A 16,334-nucleotide genomic window follows, 5' to 3' on the forward strand; every position below is an offset into this window, starting at 1 on the left:
AATTTCAAGAATTCAATTTGCATAGTCCGCGTTATTCCGCGTAATCCGCGCCCAATATTACAGCATAATGAAGTGGTCATATACTTTGCTAAAAAGGAAACAGCAACGGCAACACAAATACCATCACCACTCCCATAATAATCTGCAACGGGAGCCCCACTTTTATATAATCCATGAATGTATATTGTCCTGCCGGCATCACCAGTGCATTGGGCGGCGTAGAGAACGGAGAAGCGAAACACATGCTTGCCGCAACCGTCACGGCAAACAAGAACGGAACGGGACTTACTCCAATCTGAATCGCACTTTGAAGAGCAATAGGGGCCATCAGCACTGCCGTCACCGTATTGCTGATAAACATGGTCATCAATGAAGTGGTGAAATAGATACCTGCCATCAACACAATAGGACCATAACTGCCCAATCCACTTACAAGACTGTTGGATATATATTCCGAGGCACCGGTTTTTTCGAGTGCAAGAGACATGGGGAGCATGGCTGCAAAGAGTACAATCGTTTCCCAGTTTATCGTTTTATAGGCGGCTTCCACATTCCTGAAACATCCCGTCAGCACCATCAGCAAGCCGGCAATCATCACCGCTGTCACCGGGGCCACGGGAATAAAGTCGAAGACCATCATGGCAACCATCAGCACCATGATAGCGGCAGCTATGGGCGCTTTATAATCCAGCGTCACTTTGGCGGCTTCTGCCAAAGGCTGCCCCAATACCACCCAATCGGAATCTTCCCTGCTTATCCGTGCGATGTCCTGCCACGCACCCTGCACCAGCAAAACATCGCCACTATGCATACGCTCACGTCCCAATTCACGTAATATATATTCCTTCTTACGACGGATGCCCAATACATTTACATTAAATTTATCACGGAACCCCGCTTCCTTCACCGTCCGGTTCACGATATTGGAAGAGGGCATCAACACGATTTCGGCGATTCCGATGTCATAAAAGTCAAGGGACTTGTCGGCTTTGGAGGCTTCTTCAGTGGTATGCCCGTCGAGCATTTCCATTAAAAAGTCTTCAGCAAAACGATTTACGTTCGACACCTCTCCCGTAATGTAAAGCACGTCGCCCACCCAAATAGTCGTATCGGGTGATGCCAATTTCTGGGTAATAGTTTTCAGGAATCTATGTTGGGAAGAGTCTACACGCCGTACTTCAATGATATTCAGACCATACTTGCGGCGTACATCCAGGTCTATGATGGTTTTTCCTATCAGACGGGAGTCATTGACAGCCCTCAAACGGAACAGGTTGCTGGAAAGTCCGTACTCCTGTACCAGTTGGTCCAATGATTTACCCGACAATGTTCCGTCATTCTTTTTGCCTTTCTTGGAGAGAAACCATTTGGTCAGAGGCATTAAAACCAAAGTTCCCACTATCACGCACACAATGCCCACCGGCAAGAAGGAGAAGAAAGACAGCGGTTCAAAGCCCGCTCCCGTCAATGTATTCTGAATGACCAAGTTAGGAGGCGTACCGATAAGTGTCATCATACCGCCCATGCTGCTGGCAAAAGCCAAAGGCATCAATAGACGGCTAGGATTCATTCCGGCACTCAGTGCCAAGCTCACCACGATAGGCAGCATCAAAGCCACCGTTCCCGTATTGCTCACAAAAGCACCAATGGCAGAGGTAACCAGCATAACCAGCAAGAAGAGTTTCAGCTCGCTTTTGCCTGCCAGCTTTAAAATGCGCGAACTTATCATTTTAGCCAGCCCGGTCTGAAAAATGGCGCCGCCCACAACGAACAAGCCCACCATCATAATCACCACCGAGTTGGAGAAGCCGGAAAGGGCCTCTTCAGGAGTAAGAATCTGAAATATCAATAAACCAATCAGCGCACAAAGCGCCACAATGTCCGAACGGACTTTGCCTGCTACAAAAAAGGCAGCGGAGAGAACAAGGATAATAAGGGTAATCAGCATAAATATGTATATTAAGAATGCACAAATATACTTATTTACGCATGATCACACAACCCCTTACTACCTCAAATTACTGATTCAGAACTCGAATTTTTCCAACTTCATGGCAGCCAGCCCCTGGATTTTGGGCACCAGGGCCACAAAATGGTCCGCTTTTTCATGGGCAGACAATGACTCTGCATCTTTCCATGTTTCACAAATCATAAGAACATCGCTGCGAGTGGCGCTCTCAAACACATCATAAGCAATGCATCCATTGTCCTTCAAGGAATATGCGACCAGTTCTTTGGCAGATTCCAATACTACGGCACGGTTCTCCGCACTTACCTGAATAAAAACATTTAATCTAATCATACTTGTATAAATTTTAAGTGCATCGCAAATTTAAGCAGAATAAATATCTCCACCAACAAAAGTAAATTGTTATTAATTCCTTTCCCGCCGGATGAACCAATCTTTGGCAAGTATGTTGTCTCATCAGAATTGATTCTAACTTTAACTATTAAAAACTGACTTGATTATGAAATGTAAAGATTCTAATTTCTGGATCGGACTGGGAATAGGTTCGGTTGCCGGTGCATTGGCCTACCACTTCTCCCGTACGGAGAAAGCTAAAAAGCTGGAAGATGCCATATGCCGTGCCATCCACAAAGCAAATGGCGAAGCCAAGGAGTTCATCAACACTGCTGAAGAAGAAGCATTGCACGTTGGCACCAAAGTAGCAGACAAGATGGCCCATGAGGCCCATGAGGCCGCAGAGAAAGCTGACAATCTGAAAAACAAGGTTCACAATTTTGCCGATGCTAAGAAATAAAACAAGCACTTGGAAACTTCTGAAGGGGTGTGTCAAAATTCACCACAGATTACACGGATTAACACAGAATGAGCTTAATCTACTGATAATCAAAGATGCTTATCTGTGCAAATCTGTGTAATCTGTGGTGAATACCAGTTTCGACACACCCTCTTTGCATATCGACCCATCAGTTCTGCAGACTGCGCCGATTCAAAATATCATTCATATGCTCCAATGCCCATCCTACCAAAGATTCAATATGCGGCATCAGGCTACATCCGATTTCTGTAAGGTTATACTCCACACGGGGAGGAACTTCCGCATAGACTTTCCTAACAATCAGCCCGTCCGTCTCCAATGAGCGCAATGTAACCGTCAGCATCCGCTGGGAAATATCCCCTATGGTTTTCTGTATATCGCAAAAACGCATCGTTCCATTCGCTTTCAGTGTGACCAGCACAAGCATTGTCCATTTGTCTCCCAACCTGCTCAGTACATCCCGTACCGGACAAGCATCCATACGATGAAAATTTTCCATTCCTTTATTTTACCAATCAGTTTAACCTCAGCAATGGCGGCTCTATGCTTAGTGTCCGGCATTACACCACAAAAGTAATAAACTTACTCAAAATAACTATCGTTTCATACAATAATTAAAACATTCTTTATACTCGTAAATGCATCCGCCTCATCCGGATTATTTGTATTTTTGCAACATCGTTTCCTATTCATATGTAACTGCAAGACTCTTATGAACGTAAAAATAGAAGAAAGCTGGAGAAAACACCTGCAAGAGGAGTTTGACAAACCTTATTTTGAGAAGCTGGTAGCATTTGTAAAAAGTGAATACGGGCATGCCAACGTGCTGCCTCCCGGCCATCAGATTTTCCACGTCTTCAACTCTTGCCCGTTCGAGAAAGTGAAAGTCGTCATACTCGGACAAGACCCTTATCCTAATCCCGGTCAGTATTATGGAGTCTGTTTTTCCGTACCGAAAGGAATAGCCATTCCCGGTTCTCTGGCAAACATATTCAAGGAAATACATCAGGACCTGGGAAAGCCCATTCCGACTTCCGGAAATCTGGACCGTTGGGTAGCGCAAGGCGTGTTTCCTATGAATTCCGTCCTCACAGTACGTGCCCACGAAACTGGCTCGCACCGGAACATGGGATGGGAAATCTTCACAGACGCTGTTATCAAGAAACTGAGTGATGAACGGGAGAATCTTGTATTCATGCTTTGGGGAGCATACGCCAAAGAAAAAACCGCTTTAATCAATAGCAGCAGACACTTGATTCTGACTACCGTCCATCCGTCCCCACGTTCTGCCGAATACGGATTCTTCGGTTGCAGGCACTTCAGTAAAGCCAACGATTTCTTACGGAGCAGAGGGATACAAAAAATTGACTGGTAACACGCTACAATACTCCGCTGACTCCGCTTCCAAACAAAGCAAAGTCCCCCAGGCACGGGTCGTCCGGAAAGGCCTCTGCCAGAGCTTCAGTAATCCGGCGGGCATTCTTCAAAGAAAATGTTTCTGTCTCGGTGAGTCCCAAAGCATAAGCCACACGGCAGACATGCGTGTCCAAAGGCACAATCAGGTCCCTGCAATCAAATCTCTCCCAAATACCAAAATCCACTTCCGGACCTTTCCTTATCATCCAGCGCAAAAACATGTTCAGTTTCTTTTGGGGACTCTTCGCCGAGACTTCCAAAAATGCACATAACCTTTCCATCGGATTACCGGCATACGTACATAAGGCATCCTCCAGACTGTCAAAAGCAGAATAAGCTGCATGCAAACGTCTGAAATAGGAATGAAAGTCAGCATAAGAAAGCATCCGGTAAAAACTGCTTCTGTCCGCAGCAGGAAAGTCATTCTTCCATCGGCAGGACAACACGTATTGATGAGGTGATGCCCCCATCAACCTATGCAACTCTTCAGCCTTTTTCAATATCTGTTTACGGTTGCCGAAACTCATGATAGCAGTCAGCAGCCCACTGATTTCAATATCCTGCCTCCGTTCATAGCGATGTGGAAACTGTACGGGGTCGTTCTGAATGAAGCCGGCGCAATGATAGGCCGCCGCCCACTCCCAAAGTTGTCTTTTAATCTCCTCGGTCATCTGCAAGCATTTGTTTTTTCATCTGAAATGCAAAGATATTGCAAATCGAATGCAAAACTTTCATGCTTGCACGAAAAAGTTGTGCCGGGATATAGTTTATCTTATTTAAAGATATTGCATTTATAGCAACATCGGACAAGTAACCTATTTCTTTTCCTCCTATTTTTGCAACATGAAAAAGCCCAATAGAACCATGCAACAGAAAAAGACAACCCAGGAGGAATACCAAAAGTGCGTGAACGCAGTAGTGGATTATATAAATCTGCACCTCGGAGAAGAAATTGACCTGAAATCTTTGGCCAGGATTTCCCATTTCTCTCCCTTCTACTTCCACCGCATCATGAAAGCTTTCCTGGGTGAACCCGTCGGTACGTTCATTGTCCGGACGCGTACCGAAGCCGCTGCCCGGTTGCTTCGTTACTCGGACATGCCGATAGCGGACATAGCCTACCGTATAGGCTACTCTTCGCCCTCGTCACTGTCAAAAGTATTCAAGCAGTTCTATGGCATTTCACCATTAGAGTATCGTAACAATAAAAACTTTGTAATTATGAAACCAGCCATTATTCGTCCGGAACTGGAACTGAAACACGAAATCAAAGAAGTTCCTGCCCGAAATGTAATTTAATCCGCCTCTTTGGCGACTATAAACTGAACGACTATTGCAGCGCATGGATGCGCCTTTGCCAGTTCATCCAGGAAGAAAAACTGCCTATGGGAGAAGTGATGCCCTACTGTATCTATCACGATGACCCCAAAGTGACGCCCGCTGAAAAGCTGCGTACCGATGTATGTATAGTCCTACCCTCATCTGCAACGGCCAAAGGAGACATAGGATTTAAACAGCTCGCGGCAGGCCGCTATGCCATATTCCTATACAAAGGCCCATATGAACATCTGCAGGCCGTATACGATACCATCTACGGGAAGTATATCCCCGAAATGGAATGTAGCTTACGGGATGAGTCCAGTGCGGAACGTTACTTGAACAACCCCGCAGATACGGCGCCGGAGGAACTGTTGACAGAGATTTATATTCCGGTAGAGTAGGCAAACTGTTCTGCCGGAGCTATCAGACTTTCTCCCCGGAAGAGTTTAGGAGCCGGACAGCGAACAAGTATTCGTTCCTCCATGGAGTAAAAATCGTTCCACCATGGTGGAACGATTTTTACTCCGCGGTGGAATGATTTTTACCTCATGATGGAACGAATAAATATCAGGCAAGCTGGTCGATACTATATTAGATACCCATATCTATACTGTATTGTAAAAAAGGGACACTCCCTTGTCTGTATGCTTGTTTTTATTCATTAATTTTGCACGACGCAATGCGAATCAAGCAATTGACGCAAACAGATAATTTTAAAATCTCCATTAAAATCAAGATAAAAAATGCAAAATGTTTCCATAAAAGGGTTTATATATGCGGCTCTCTCCTCTGCCACCTTCGGGCTGGCTCCTTTCTTCACCATTTCATTACTCCTTGCGGGCTTCTCCTCTTTCGAAGTATTGGCCTACCGATGGGGAATAGCTTCACTTACCTTGGTCGTTTTCGGCATTATGCTGGGCGAGACATTCCGCATCAGCAGGAAAGACTGGGGAACGGTGTTCATCCTCAGCCTGCTCCGAGCAGCTACCTCCTTCAGTCTGGTCATCGCCTATCAGAACATATCCAGCGGAGTGGCATCCACCATTCATTTCATGTATCCGCTGGCCGTGGCACTGGCCATGATGGGCTTTTTCGGAGAAAAGAGGTCATTCGCCATTCTGTTTGCCGTGTTGGTGTCACTAAGCGGAGCTGGACTTTTGTCATCCGGCAAAATAGACTTTGAAGGAGGAAACACGACCATCGGGCTGATTGCTGCCGGTCTGTCCGTATTCTTTTATGGAGGATATATCGTAGGAGTAAGGAAGAGCCGTGCCGTGCAGATTCCCTCCACTGCATTGACATGCTACGTAATGGGGCTGGGAGCCTTGTTCTTTATTATAGGAGGATATCTGACCGGAGGCATCCGGCTGGCCAATGATACCTACACATGGCTGAATATTCTCGGACTGGCGCTGCCGGCAACAGCTATATCCAACATCACCCTGGTAAAAGCCATTAAATACATAGGGCCTACACTGACTTCCATTTTCGGGGCCTTGGAACCTCTGACAGCCGTAGTTATCGGTTGCCTGATATTCAATGAAAGCTTCACACCGGCCAGCGCCATCGGCATGGCGCTGATAATAACGGCCGTTACAGTCGTGGTGGTACACGAAAAGAAAAAGGAGAGTGAGAGTTGATTGTCCTTATTTCGCCTTTTTATAATCCGTGATGAAACCCTCCATCATCCACTTGGCCAAGGCCTGGCGGTTCGAACTGATTACAAAACGGCGCTGGTCAAAAGTGTTCTGGATATTTCCCAATTCCACGAATACGGAAGCGGGAGAAGTATTGGCTAACACATAAAGATTGCGTGCGCTGACAGTTCCGGTAAACCCACGGTTGGGCTGGTGCTTGTCATATTTCGATTCGAAAGTTTTCTTCATGGTCTTAGCCAGACGCTTGCTGTCGGGCTTGCTTTTAGAGTGGTAAAAGAACACATCGGTCTGATGGCTCTTACTGCGACTGTCCACATGAAGAAAAATGGCACGGCAATATTTATAGTTCTTGCGGTCCTTCTTGTAAAACTCATTGATTTTGGCGCAACGTTGCCGGAGACGTGCCACTTGGTTCAAGGGTATGGGAGCTCCCATGCACGTCTCACGTTTGCTGTTGGAAAGGTACTTGTCATCACGGATTCCGTCTTTAGCATCCTGGATAATGATACGGACTTCCGCCCCCTCTTGCATCAAGTTACGGGCAAGGCGCAAAGCCACATCATACGCATACTCATCTTCATGCAGTTCTATTTTGCCGATTCTGCCGATAGCTCCGGGGTCGGGGCCTCCATGTCCGCTCACTACATAAAAACAAGCGCCCTGCAAACGGTTGGATGTCACTTTTACACTGGCAAGCGCTTTCCCGAACAAAGGTTCATTGATTGTCTTCTTCCCATTGCCAACCGGCTTTGATAATGGGGGCAGTACATACTTCACTCCCAGCCGCAATTCCTCCTTCCCTTTAAGAAGTTTCTTGTTCAGCTCCAAAAACTCCTTATAATAGGCTCTCCCCGGGCGCTTGTTACGTTCCAGGAAAACAGAGATTCCTTCTCCACGTCTCGGACTATCCCGCTCTTCCTGAGCCGAAGCATTAAAAACAAACAAAGTACAAAAGAGGATGGTCAGTAAACAAAATATGCGTTTCATATTCCAATTATTCATCATTTATTCGGTTCGCTACAAATTTCCAGCCGCTAATTTATAGCATTTTACCATACTTAAGCACAAAATTATAATTTTTTCCCTACTTTTGCGACAACTTACGCGATAATAGATAAGAAACTTTTAAAACAGATAACATTATGGCAAAGCAATTCAAGCCGGAGACGCTGTGCGTACAAGCCGGATGGACTCCTAAAAAGGGCGAGCCCCGTGTACTCCCCATCTATCAAAGTACAACTTTCAAATATGATACCAGCGAACAGATGGCACGCTTGTTTGACCTTGAAGACAGCGGCTATTTCTATACCCGCCTGCAGAACCCTACGAACGATGCAGTAGCCGCCAAGATTGCCGCCCTCGAAGGTGGTGTGGCCGCTATGCTGACATCCAGCGGACAAGCAGCCAACTTCTATGCCATTTTCAATATCTGCCAGGCAGGAGACCATTTTGTTTGCTCCTCTACCATCTATGGCGGAACATTCAACCTCTTCGGAGTAACTTTGAAGAAATTGGGCATCGACGTCACTTTCGTCAACCCGGATGCCAGCGAGGAAGAAATTTCCGCTGCTTTCCGCCCCAATACCAAGGCCCTATTCGGCGAAACCATCTCCAACCCTACGCTCGAAGTGCTCGATATAGAGAAGTTTGCCCGCATTGCCCACAGCCACGGCGTGCCCTTGATTGTGGACAACACCTTCCCTACCCCCATCAACTGCCGTCCGTTTGAGTGGGGTGCCGACATCGTAGTACACTCTACCACCAAATACATGGACGGACATGCCACCAGCGTAGGTGGAGCCATTGTAGACAGCGGTAACTTCGATTGGGATGCACACGCCGACAAATTCCCCGGACTGTGCACCCCGGACGAGTCTTACCACGGACTGACTTATACGAAAGCCTTCGGCAAAATGGCTTACATCACCAAGGCTACAGCCCAACTGATGCGCGACCTGGGCAGCATCCAGTCTCCACAAAACGCATTCCTGCTGAACCTGGGTCTGGAAACACTGCACCTACGTATGCCCCAACATTGCAAGAATGCACAAGCGGTAGCCGAGTATCTTGCCCAGAACGACAAAGTGGCTTGGGTGAATTATTGTGGTCTGCCGGGCGACAAATACTACGAGCAGGCACAGAAGTACATGCCGAACGGCTCTTGCGGCGTTGTCACCTTCGGCTTGAAGGGCGGACGGGAAGAGTCTATCAAGTTTATGGATTCACTGAAACTGGCGGCCATTGTGACTCATGTGGCCGATGCACGTACTTGCGTGCTACACCCAGCCAGCCATACACACCGCCAGTTGACAGACGAGCAACTGATGGAGGCAGGTGTACGCCCCGACCTGATTCGCTTCTCGGTAGGTATAGAGAATGCAGAGGATATTATTGCCGACATCGAACAAGCGCTGAACGCCTAAAGGAATAAACAAAAGGGAGTGCATTTTCGGACAATGCACTCCCTTTTCATTTCAATATTCTCTATTACTCAACATTCAATATAATCGTCAAACTTTCCTTGCCTTGGTAGAAGGTCTTTGCTTTCACTACCAGGGAACCACACTTCACCGGTTCTTTCCATAAGGTTGACTGGGCAGTAGGTTCCGAACCATCAGTTGTGTAACGTACTTCAGCACCATCAATGGCCACATTAGCATACAGATTTCCATCTTTTACCAATAATCCCGGCTGAGGCAAGCGGAAGTTAATCCCATTCTTTGCCCAATAAGGCATTTCACTCTTGCTGATTTTCTCATAATAAAGTGCCAAAGCCTGATTGAAAGCCTGCTCCTCCCGTATATCGGATAAATTTTCCCATGCCGGATGGGCATTCCAGCCACGTTCTGCCAGCCCTAATATTTTTGGGAAAAGAAGATATTCCACGCCATCAAAACTACGGATAGTTTCGGCGAACAATTGCCCTTGTACACCCATAATATGCTTCTTGCCTATCTCTGTCAAAGCAGTCTTCCCCTTTTCCGCATTATTCAAATCAATGGGATTGCCTGCCATATCCACACGCAGCGAACGATAAATGCTGAAAGGAAGCATAGAGAAAGAGACAGACTCATCCACATAACCTCCCCAATCGAGTCCACGCTCGTCCGGATGACCATTGTAAGCCATATCCATATAGAAATTGCCCACGTTGCAAAGGATGACCGGGTAACCGTTATTGGCTGTCTGATAAACCACTTCATCAGAGCCCGGTACAGTATTCCAGCAATACACACCGGCAGCCTGGCTCCTCAACTGTTGATGAGCCTCTTCGGTATGCCCCAAAGCAACTTCCTGCCAACCACTGAATTTCAGTCCGTTCTTCTGCATCACATCCGCCATTTGCGTAATGAAATACTCTGACAAATCATGAGCTTTCGTCATGCCTTTTTCCTTCATCAGTTCCTGGCATTTCGGAGAGCCCATCCACACGCCGCGAGGCACTTCGTCACCACCCAAATGCACTGTGTACAGTGAAAGACCGGCTTCCTGATACATCGCATTAAGTTCCTGAATCACCTTCTCCATAAAACGGTAAGTAGAAGGCAAGGCGACATTCATCACATTGTCCGTATAATATTGTACAGAAACATAACGTGAAGTATCTTCCGGTTCACTCAACATATATTCTGTAGCTTTCCCCGGATCAGTTTCAAAATATTTGTTATAGCGTGCCTTCATGGAGACAATGGCAGCGCGGGCATGCCCCGGAGATTCTATTTCCGGAACAATGCGGACATGTCTTTCGGCAGCATACTTCAGCAAATCAATAAATTCCTCGCGGCTATAATATCCATTGCCTACAGTCTTTGCATCAGGGTCATAGCCACCGTCATAACATGGGTAGAGGCACTGGCTTTCGTCAGTGGTATGCCCGCGACGGCTACCCACAGCAGTCAGTTCCTCCAAACCGGGAATCTCCAAACGCCAGGCTTCATCATCACAAAAATGGAAATGCAGGACATTCAATTTATAAGATGCAAAAATATCCACCAGTTTCTTCAAGTTCTCCGGAGCGGTGAAATTACGGGCAATATCTATCATTTGTCCACGATATGCCAAGTCCGGATAATCCCGGATGGAGACTGCCTCCAGCAAATAAGGTGTCTGCTTGTCCTTCAACATTGACAAAAGTGTCTGTGTACCATTAAAAATGCCATGAGGAGTGGCAGCACTGATTTTTATCAGGTTGTCACCTATATTGATAGTATAATATTCATCATTTACGGCCTCCTTCCTATCAAGCAGTTCTTCCAGCACAATCTTCACGGAAGCATTTCCGACAACTTCCAAACCATACAAACCAGTCAGTTTCTCTTTCAGCAACTTGGCTTCACCGGCAAAGTTCTCCGGAAATGCCAAAGCTACCTTACCTTCCAATACGACATTATCGCCTTCAATGGCTACCGCTTTCTTTACAGACGGAAGAATGTCTGACTGCACCAAAGCAGGAGCACCAGCCAAGCGAAGATTGGATTCATAAATCTTAGTCGCATCCGGATAGCCGCTCATTGACTCGGGAGAAGGAAGCGGCAGCGCCTTCAAAGCCACGGGCAACGGACTGCCCTCTTTACCATCCACAGTCTCCACCCAATAAGTTCCTTCCGGTACATGGGAGTTCCGGTCCAGCTTGTAAGTGCAAAGGAAAGTAATCCGCATGGAATCACCGGGAGCCAGCGAAGCAAATTCGTCTGTCGGATACATTTTGAAAAAATTACCGTTCACTACCTCTACCTTCACTTCAGAGGCTCCTTCCTGCTTCACCCCTCGGGGAAACTGTGAATAGTAAATCGTCCAGTTCTTTTTTAGAGGTTTTTGAGAGATATTCTTGAGAATAAAGGTATTCTCATAATATCCGGGTTCGATGTCACTTGCACCCATTTCCCAGGTCAGAGCAACCGGTGCCTTAGGTTCATTACTCGTTTTACATCCAGCAAATAGTGCCATTACACAAAATAATAATCCTGCCAGAGGAAGTTTCAAAATTCTCATGCAACTCATGTGTTAAGTTAATAAATGGGGGTAATTTCTAAAATCTGATGCCAAAAATAAGCATTTTAAGCTAATTAACTGATAAAAGTAATAGATTTTATTGACAGCGAGCTACAATTTAGAACTTTTATACCTACATTTGCAGCCAAATTATAACCAATTTAACTATTCTACCATGGCTAAAATAACCAAAGAAGCAGCCTTGCTCTACCATTCGCAAGGCAAACCGGGTAAGATTGAAGTAGTACCCACCAAGCCTTACAGTACACAAACCGATCTTTCTCTCGCCTACTCTCCGGGCGTTGCAGAACCGTGCCTCGAAATTGAGAAAAACCCGCAAGATGCATATAAATATACAGCAAAAGGCAATCTGGTAGCTGTCATCTCCAACGGAACCGCCGTGCTCGGCCTGGGCGATATTGGCGCCCTCAGCGGCAAACCCGTCATGGAGGGTAAAGGTCTGTTGTTCAAAATTTATGCAGGTATCGACGTATTCGACATCGAAGTAAATGAAAAAGACCCCGACAAGTTCATCGAAGCTGTCAAGGCTATTGCCCCAACATTCGGAGGTATCAACTTGGAAGACATCAAAGCACCCGAATGTTTCGAAATAGAACGCCGCCTGAAAGAGGAATTGGACATCCCCGTGATGCACGACGACCAGCACGGCACCGCCATCATCTCCAGCGCAGGATTGCTGAACGCCCTGGAAGTGGCAGGCAAGAAGATAGAGGAAGTGAAAATCGTCGTAAACGGTGCCGGGGCTTCCGCCACCTCATGCACCAAACTGTATGAAGCGCTCGGCGCACGCCGTGAAAATATCCTAATGCTGGACAGTAAGGGAGTCATCACCAGCGACCGCGAGAATCTGACCGAGCAGAAACGTTACTTTGCCACCGACCGTCGCGATGTACATACTCTGGCAGAAGCCATCAAAGGCGCCGATGTATTCCTCGGACTGTCAAAAGGTAATGTGTTGACCCAGGACATGGTTCGCAGCATGGCAGACCATCCCATCGTGTTTGCCCTTGCCAACCCTACTCCGGAAATCTCTTACGAAGACGCCATGGCGGCACGTCCGGACGTACTGATGTCCACCGGTCGTTCCGACTATCCTAACCAGATTAATAATGTAATCGGTTTCCCCTACATCTTCCGCGGTGCCCTCGACACGCAGGCAAAAGCCATCAACGAAGCCATGAAAATTGCTGCCGTACACGCCATTGCCAACCTTGCCAAGCAGCCCGTGCCCGATGTTGTGAATGAAGCATACCATGTAAACAACTTCACCTTCGGTCCCGAATACTTCATCCCGAAACCGGTTGACCCGCGCCTCATCACCGAAGTGTCCTGCGCTGTGGCCAAAGCCGCCATGGAAAGCGGTGTAGCCCGCAAAGACATCGAAGACTGGGATGCCTACCGCCTGCAACTGCGCGAGCTGATGGGTTACGAAAGCAAACTGACCCGCCAACTCTACGACACCGCCCGCCGCAACCCGCAACGTGTGGTATTTGCCGAAGGCATCCACCCCAATATGCTGAAAGCTGCTGTGGAAGCCAAGGCTGAAGGTATCTGTCATCCTATTATATTGGGCAACGACGAAGCTATCGAGAAGCTGGCAAAAGAACTAGACCTTAGCCTTGAAGGTATTGAGATAGTAAATCTGCGTCATCCGGATGAAGCGCCGCGCCGTGAACGCTATGCCCGCATTCTATCCGAAAAACGTGCCCGCGAAGGCGTCACTTACGAAGAAGCCAATGACAAAATGTTCGAACGTAACTACTTTGGTATGATGATGGTGGAAACGGGTGAAGCAGACGCTTTCATCACAGGTCTTTACACCAAATACAGCAATACCATCAAGGTTGCCAAGGAAGTCATCGGCATCCGTCCGGAATACAAGCATTTCGGCACCATGCATATCCTGAACTCCAAAAAAGGTACATACTTCCTGGCCGATACGCTGATTAACCGTCATCCCAATGCCGAAACGCTAATCGATATTGCCAAGCTGTCGGAATATACCGTCCGCTTCTTCAATCATACACCGGTAATGGCCATGTTGAGTTACTCCAACTTCGGTGCGGATAAGGAAGGTAGCCCGGTAAGTGTACACGAAGCAGTGGATTATATGCAACAAAACTATCCTGACCTTGCCATTGACGGAGAAATGCAGGTGAATTTCGCCATGAACCGCGAAATGCGTGATGCCAAGTACCCGTTTACACGCCTGAAAGGAAAAGACGTAAACACACTGATTTTCCCGAACTTGAGTTCTGCAAACTCTGCTTACAAGCTGTTGCAGGCGATGGATACGGACTCCGAACTGATTGGTCCTATCCAAATGGGATTGAACAAGCCTATCCACTTTACCGATTTTGAGAGCTCCGTGCGCGATATCGTTAACATCACTGCAGTAGCAGTTATCGATGCTATCGTAGACAAAAAGAAGGCTGCCAAATGAGACGACCGTTATCAAAATTCCAAATAGTTTGCATTGTGCTGCTTTGGGCAGCACAATGCTACATTGTTTTGATATCTGTCGAACGAATTGACGGTCCAATTATCCTAACGCTTGCCATTTCGGCGGCTTTAGTATTTATTCCCGTCATAAAGTCTCTAAAAAGAGGATAAATAATATCTTTTTATTCCATTTTGCGGTATAAAACAATAAAATTGTTGTTTTATACCGCATTTTCTTTATAAAATGTTTGCTCGTTTCATTTTTATGTGTACTTTTGCAACCGCAATGAGAGGAAAAGGAAACAAACCGAAAATCGAATTGTTTTAGGTAACATATAGTAGCAACCAATAAAAGAAATAGATTATGAATGCAGCTAAGGTATTAGAAGACCTGAAAAGACGGTTCCCCAACGAACCGGAGTATCATCAAGCAGTAGAAGAAGTTCTTTCTACGATTGAAGAAGAGTATAACAAGCATCCGGAGTTTGACAAAGCCAATCTGATTGAACGTCTTTGCATCCCCGATCGCGTTTACCAATTCCGTGTTACTTGGGTAGACGATAAAGGTAACGTACAAACCAACATGGGCTATCGTGTGCAGCACAACAACGCTATCGGCCCATATAAAGGCGGTGTTCGTTTCCACTCTTCTGTAAACCTGAGCATCCTGAAATTCCTTGCTTTCGAGCAGACATTTAAAAACTCATTGACAACTCTGCCTATGGGTGGCGGTAAAGGCGGTTCGGACTTCTCTCCGCGCGGCAAGTCAAATGCTGAGGTCATGCGTTTTGTTCAGGCTTTCATGCTGGAGTTATGGCGTCATATCGGCCCTGAAACAGACGTACCTGCTGGTGATATCGGTGTAGGTGGTCGCGAAGTAGGTTTCATGTTCGGTATGTATAAGAAGCTGGCTCATGAATTTACGGGTACTTTCACCGGTAAGGGCCGTGAGTTCGGCGGTTCGCTGATTCGTCCGGAAGCTACCGGCTACGGTAACATCTACTTCCTGATGGAAATGTTAAAGACTAAGGGTACTGACTTGAAAGGCAAAACTTGTCTGATTTCCGGTTCCGGTAACGTAGCTCAATATACGGCCGAGAAAGTATTGGAATTGGGTGGTAAGGTATTGACCATGTCTGATTCTGACGGTTATGTATACGATCCGGACGGCATTGACCGCGAAAAGTTGGATTACATCATGGAGCTGAAAAACCTCTATCGTGGACGTATCCGCGAATATGCTGAACAATATCCGGGTGTCAAGTACGTAGAAGGTGCACGTCCTTGGGGTGAAAAGGCAGACATCGCCCTGCCTTCTGCAACTCAGAATGAAATAAATGGAGATGATGCCAAAAAACTAATTGCTAATGGTGTCATGGCTGTGTCCGAAGGTGCAAACATGCCTTCTACCCCTGAAGCAATCCGCGTATTCCAAGATGCAAAGATTCTGTATGCTCCGGGTAAGGCAGCCAATGCCGGCGGTGTATCAGTATCCGGTCTCGAAATGACTCAGAACTCCATCAAGTTGAGCTGGAGTGCAGAGGAAGTGGACGAGAAATTGAAGAGCATCATGAAGAACATTCACGAAGCTTGCGTGCAATATGGTACGGAAGCCGACGGTTATGTAAATTACGTGAAGGGTGCCAATGTGGCCGGATTTATGAAGGTGGCAAAGGCGATGATGGCGCAAGGGATTCTGTAA

General features: G+C 46.7%; 12 protein-coding genes and 1 pseudogene. 7 read left to right on the top strand and 6 right to left on the bottom strand.

Annotation, left to right across the window (positions count from 1 at the left end):
• Positions 1–88 precede the first annotated feature (88 nt).
• Together DWZ67_RS01325 and DWZ67_RS01330 are read right to left on the bottom strand one after the other, a co-directional pair.
• The gene (locus tag DWZ67_RS01325; RefSeq protein ID WP_005832990.1) at positions 89–1,948 is read right to left on the bottom strand and encodes an SLC13 family permease; all 1,860 of its coding nucleotides are present in this window, start codon (positions 1,946–1,948) and stop codon (positions 89–91) included.
• A gap of 78 nt (positions 1,949–2,026) precedes the next feature.
• The gene (locus DWZ67_RS01330; RefSeq protein WP_120137990.1) at positions 2,027–2,302 is read right to left on the bottom strand and encodes a putative quinol monooxygenase; all 276 of its coding nucleotides are present in this window, start codon (positions 2,300–2,302) and stop codon (positions 2,027–2,029) included.
• A gap of 166 nt (positions 2,303–2,468) precedes the next feature.
• Here DWZ67_RS01330 and DWZ67_RS01335 point away from each other — a divergent pair, with 166 nt between their 5' ends.
• On the top strand, positions 2,469–2,762 hold the full coding sequence (locus tag DWZ67_RS01335) for a YtxH domain-containing protein (RefSeq protein WP_005826938.1): 294 nt from the start codon (positions 2,469–2,471) through the stop codon (positions 2,760–2,762).
• 169 nt (positions 2,763–2,931) lie between these two features.
• On the opposite strand, the gene DWZ67_RS01340 is transcribed toward DWZ67_RS01335, so the two are convergent.
• On the bottom strand, positions 2,932–3,282 hold the full coding sequence (locus DWZ67_RS01340) for a winged helix-turn-helix transcriptional regulator (protein WP_005832992.1): 351 nt from the start codon (positions 3,280–3,282) through the stop codon (positions 2,932–2,934).
• A 213-nt stretch (positions 3,283–3,495) separates the two neighbouring features.
• Between DWZ67_RS01340 and ung the strand changes: the two genes are divergently transcribed.
• A complete protein-coding gene (ung, locus tag DWZ67_RS01345; protein WP_120137991.1) occupies positions 3,496–4,158 on the top strand; it encodes a uracil-DNA glycosylase in 663 nt (220 codons plus the stop codon).
• 4 nt (positions 4,159–4,162) lie between these two features.
• Here the strand turns inward: ung and DWZ67_RS01350 are convergent, their stop codons facing one another.
• Positions 4,163–4,870 (bottom strand): TIGR02757 family protein, encoded by a 708-nt coding sequence (locus DWZ67_RS01350; protein ID WP_120137992.1) that lies wholly within the window; start codon positions 4,868–4,870, stop codon positions 4,163–4,165.
• 193 nt (positions 4,871–5,063) lie between these two features.
• Here DWZ67_RS01350 and DWZ67_RS01360 point away from each other — a divergent pair.
• Both DWZ67_RS01360 and DWZ67_RS01365 read left to right on the top strand, forming a co-directional pair.
• Positions 5,064–5,920 (top strand): annotated as a pseudogene (locus tag DWZ67_RS01360) (GyrI-like domain-containing protein).
• A 342-nt stretch (positions 5,921–6,262) separates the two neighbouring features.
• On the top strand, positions 6,263–7,159 hold the full coding sequence (locus DWZ67_RS01365; protein ID WP_009038040.1) for a DMT family transporter: 897 nt from the start codon (positions 6,263–6,265) through the stop codon (positions 7,157–7,159).
• A gap of 6 nt (positions 7,160–7,165) precedes the next feature.
• On the opposite strand, the gene DWZ67_RS01370 is transcribed toward DWZ67_RS01365, so the two are convergent.
• Complete coding sequence (locus tag DWZ67_RS01370) at positions 7,166–8,182, bottom strand: N-acetylmuramoyl-L-alanine amidase (protein ID WP_120137993.1); 1,017 nt, start codon at positions 8,180–8,182, stop codon at positions 7,166–7,168.
• A gap of 137 nt (positions 8,183–8,319) precedes the next feature.
• Here DWZ67_RS01370 and DWZ67_RS01375 point away from each other — a divergent pair, with 137 nt between their 5' ends.
• The gene (locus DWZ67_RS01375) at positions 8,320–9,600 is read left to right on the top strand and encodes an O-acetylhomoserine aminocarboxypropyltransferase/cysteine synthase family protein (protein WP_005826957.1); all 1,281 of its coding nucleotides are present in this window, start codon (positions 8,320–8,322) and stop codon (positions 9,598–9,600) included.
• Between the two features lie 64 nt (positions 9,601–9,664).
• Here the strand turns inward: DWZ67_RS01375 and DWZ67_RS01380 are convergent, their stop codons facing one another.
• Positions 9,665–12,169: a family 20 glycosylhydrolase gene (locus DWZ67_RS01380; RefSeq protein WP_120137994.1), complete on the bottom strand. Its 2,505-nt coding sequence runs from the start codon at positions 12,167–12,169 to the stop codon at positions 9,665–9,667.
• A gap of 175 nt (positions 12,170–12,344) precedes the next feature.
• On the opposite strand from DWZ67_RS01380, the gene DWZ67_RS01385 reads away from it, so the two are divergent.
• Positions 12,345–14,633: an NADP-dependent malic enzyme gene (locus tag DWZ67_RS01385; protein ID WP_034522738.1), complete on the top strand. Its 2,289-nt coding sequence runs from the start codon at positions 12,345–12,347 to the stop codon at positions 14,631–14,633.
• A gap of 363 nt (positions 14,634–14,996) precedes the next feature.
• Complete coding sequence (locus DWZ67_RS01400; protein WP_016272954.1) at positions 14,997–16,334, top strand: NADP-specific glutamate dehydrogenase; 1,338 nt, start codon at positions 14,997–14,999, stop codon at positions 16,332–16,334.

The sequence above is a fragment of the Bacteroides sp. AF34-31BH genome (assembly GCF_003602795.1).
In the GTDB taxonomy this organism is placed as follows: domain Bacteria; phylum Bacteroidota; class Bacteroidia; order Bacteroidales; family Bacteroidaceae; genus Bacteroides; species Bacteroides uniformis.